At 50.7% G+C, this 2,769-nt stretch carries 4 protein-coding genes and 1 pseudogene; 4 read left to right on the top strand and 1 reads right to left on the bottom strand.

Going from position 1 to position 2,769, the window contains the following annotated elements; translation table 11 throughout:
* A pseudogene (locus tag P8O70_05185) lies at positions 1 to 150 on the bottom strand (fumarylacetoacetate hydrolase family protein).
* A 22-nt stretch (positions 151 to 172) separates the two neighbouring features.
* Between P8O70_05185 and P8O70_05180 the strand changes: the two are divergent.
* The 4 genes from P8O70_05180 to P8O70_05165 are packed head-to-tail and all read left to right on the top strand — an operon-like array spanning position 173 to position 2,697.
* On the top strand, positions 173 to 337 hold the full coding sequence (locus P8O70_05180) for a hypothetical protein (protein ID MDG2196270.1): 165 nt from the start codon (positions 173 to 175) through the stop codon (positions 335 to 337).
* A gap of 5 nt (positions 338 to 342) precedes the next feature.
* Complete coding sequence (locus P8O70_05175; protein MDG2196269.1) at positions 343 to 1,155, top strand: ABC transporter ATP-binding protein; 813 nt, start codon at positions 343 to 345, stop codon at positions 1,153 to 1,155.
* Entirely contained in the window at positions 1,152 to 2,000 is an 849-nt protein-coding gene (locus P8O70_05170; GenBank protein ID MDG2196268.1) for an ABC transporter permease, read from the top strand. The genes P8O70_05175 and P8O70_05170 overlap by 4 nt, the downstream gene beginning before the upstream one ends.
* A gap of 1 nt (position 2,001) precedes the next feature.
* Positions 2,002 to 2,697, top strand: coding sequence for a GntR family transcriptional regulator (locus tag P8O70_05165; GenBank protein MDG2196267.1), 696 nt, complete (start codon positions 2,002 to 2,004; stop codon positions 2,695 to 2,697).
* Positions 2,698 to 2,769: the final 72 nt, after the last annotated feature.

Below are 2,769 nucleotides of genomic sequence, written 5' to 3'. Positions count from 1 at the left end.
AAGACCCACCGCATAACCGAAGATGTGCTGATTCGCCTCAGCCAATGGGATGTTGTATCCCCCGGAACCCATTGCCACAACAAGCTCACACTCATAGTGGAAGTTTTCAGTGAAGACAGGATACGGGATCTCTCCTCCATTCCTCACAACGTTCGATGGAGTACTCGGCCGTATGACTCCGACAAGCGCTTACATGGGCCAGGGATTTGGCTATCAACCACCTGAGCATTGGCAAGCAATTCATGATTCTGCTGTAGCTGCTGGAGATCTTTCTGCTCCAATGACTGACCTATATGCGGTCTACACTAATCATTTTGTCTCAGGCTGGAACGCCTGAACCTAATGGTAGAAGCTCAACCCCACAATAATGAACCGGCGTTTCAGCAAACACTGCCGGTTTATGAGATCGAAAGACTTTCGAAGACCTACCCCCGCAATAACCTCGTCGCGCTCACGGACGTGAATCTCAGGATTCACCAACGTAAGTTCGTCTCCATCATTGGTTCTTCGGGCTGTGGAAAATCGACCTTGTTGAAGATCATGGCGGGGATGTTGCCACCAACCACGGGAAGCGTGATGCTGGAAGGTCGACCAGTATTGGGACCACGTCCTGACATAGGGATGATGTTCCAGCAGGCAACGCTCCTTCCCTGGAAAACTACTATTGAAAACATCGTTCTACCGATTGAGATCCGCGAGGGACGCCGTGCAGCCAAGGCAGCGTACACACGGGCTAAAGAACTGCTTGAATTGGTGGGACTTAAAGATTTTGCCAATGTCTATCCGGGGGAGCTTTCTGGGGGCATGGCGCAGAGAGCATCGATCTGCCGGATGCTTGTGGCTGATCCTGCGATGCTGCTCCTTGATGAACCCTTCTCAGCCCTTGATGAGCTGACAAGAGATTTTATGAACATGGAGCTGCAGCGGATTTGTCTGGAGCGAGGAGCCACAGCCTTCTTGGTGACCCACTCTCTTGATGAAGCGGTCATCCTCTCTAATCGAATTCTTGTAATGAAACCGCGCCCGGGACGCATCGTTGAGGATGTTCAAATCGACCTTCCTCGACCACGAAATCTTGAAATTATCAATACTCCTGAATTTGGACAAATTGTTGCCCACATCCGTGGGCTGCTTGGACAGGAGGCCTACCAATGACCACAACTACCAATACATCGACTAAAGATACTGTCTGGGTAGAACACGAGGCACTGATTGACCGGATTCCTCGTTGGCTTGCAATGACACTGCTCTTCGTCATTGTTGTCGGAATTTGGGATTTGGTAACCAGAATGGGTTGGGTGTCTGTGATCATTCTGCCCACTCCAGCTGAAACCTTGAACGATTTAATTTTTGTTGGAAACAACCTGATCTCGGGCAAATACATGCTCGATGTGTTGTGGACGACCACCTTGACAGTCTTTTACGGCTTTGCGATTGCGACGGGGATTGGCTTCTCGTTGGGTGTCTTAGTGGGTGAAACAAAATTTGGTGAGCGGGCGGTAATGCCCTATCTAGTAGCGATTGACACGATGCCCAAGGTGGCTTTTGCTCCACTCTTCATCGCATGGTTGGGCTTTGACATTGGTTCAAAGGTAGCCTTGGCCGCCTTCATTGCCACGTTTCCAATTGTGGTCGCCACCGTAGCTGGTCTCTATGCTGCTACCGAAAACGAAAGAATGCTGTTCAAAGCCATGGGTGCTACACGCATGCAGACCCTACTGCGTCTTAAACTTCCAACGGGCTTGCCCTACATTTTTACGGGATTAAAAATTGCGGCTGTTGGGGTTATGGCCGGTGCGATCACCGGAGAATTCCTAGGTGGGGGAAAGGGCTTTGGAGCCTTGATTCGCCAAGCTGCCAGCCAATTGAACACACCACGGGTTTTCTCCCTGATTCTTTACCTCAGCTTGCTTGGCCTAGCGCTCTACTTTACGGTCGTTTGGGCCCAACGGCGCTTTGTTTTCTGGCAAAAAGTAGATCAAAAAGGAGGAGTTGTCTGAAATGTCTGTCCTGGCTCCAAATCGTTCTGAGCAACGCAACCGCTCTGAATTCGCTTATGACTTGATCCGTCAGGACATTCTCCACGGTCAATTGTTCCCCTCAGACAAACTCTCTCTGGAAGGACTTTCTGAACGCTACGGAATCGGCACAGTTCCCCTCAGAGAAGCTCTGAACCGTCTCTCATCAGAAGGGCTGGTTGAGCGCAAGAGTCACCGAGGATTCTTTGTATCAACAATCTCCATGACGGACTTGGAGGAGTTCGTCAAGACACGTGTTTGGCTGGAAACTCTGGCACTGAGGGAGTCAATTGCCAATGCTGATGACAGTTGGGAAGAAGAGCTTGTGCTGAGTTACCACCGACTATCCCGCACTCACCGCAAACTTCCTACCGATGAAGGCGCGGAAATCTCAGAAGAATGGGAGGCCCTGCATCGTGGATTTCACATGCTATTGCTGAATCGGTGCGGCTCCAAGCAACTCCTTACATTCTGTTCAAGCCTGATGGATCAGTCCGTCCGCTATCGTAGCCTCTCTCTTAACACGACCTCTAACCAACTTCGTCGTGAAGGAGCCGCCGCAGAGCACCAGGACATCCTCAATGCTGCGTTGGAAAGGAAGGCCGATCTAGCCTGCGAACTGCTCACCCACCATTACAAAACGACGTTAGAGGGTCTGCGCCACGTCATTCCTCGCTGAAATTCACTTTCGTTGCTTCGAAAGCCATCGAAGACAGTGCCTGAAGTCTACCCTTGGACACCTCCTTGAAAT

The organism is SAR324 cluster bacterium (assembly GCA_029245725.1).
In the GTDB taxonomy this organism is placed as follows: Bacteria; SAR324; SAR324; order SAR324; family NAC60-12; genus JCVI-SCAAA005.
This window is presented reverse-complemented; position numbering and strand designations above follow the sequence as displayed.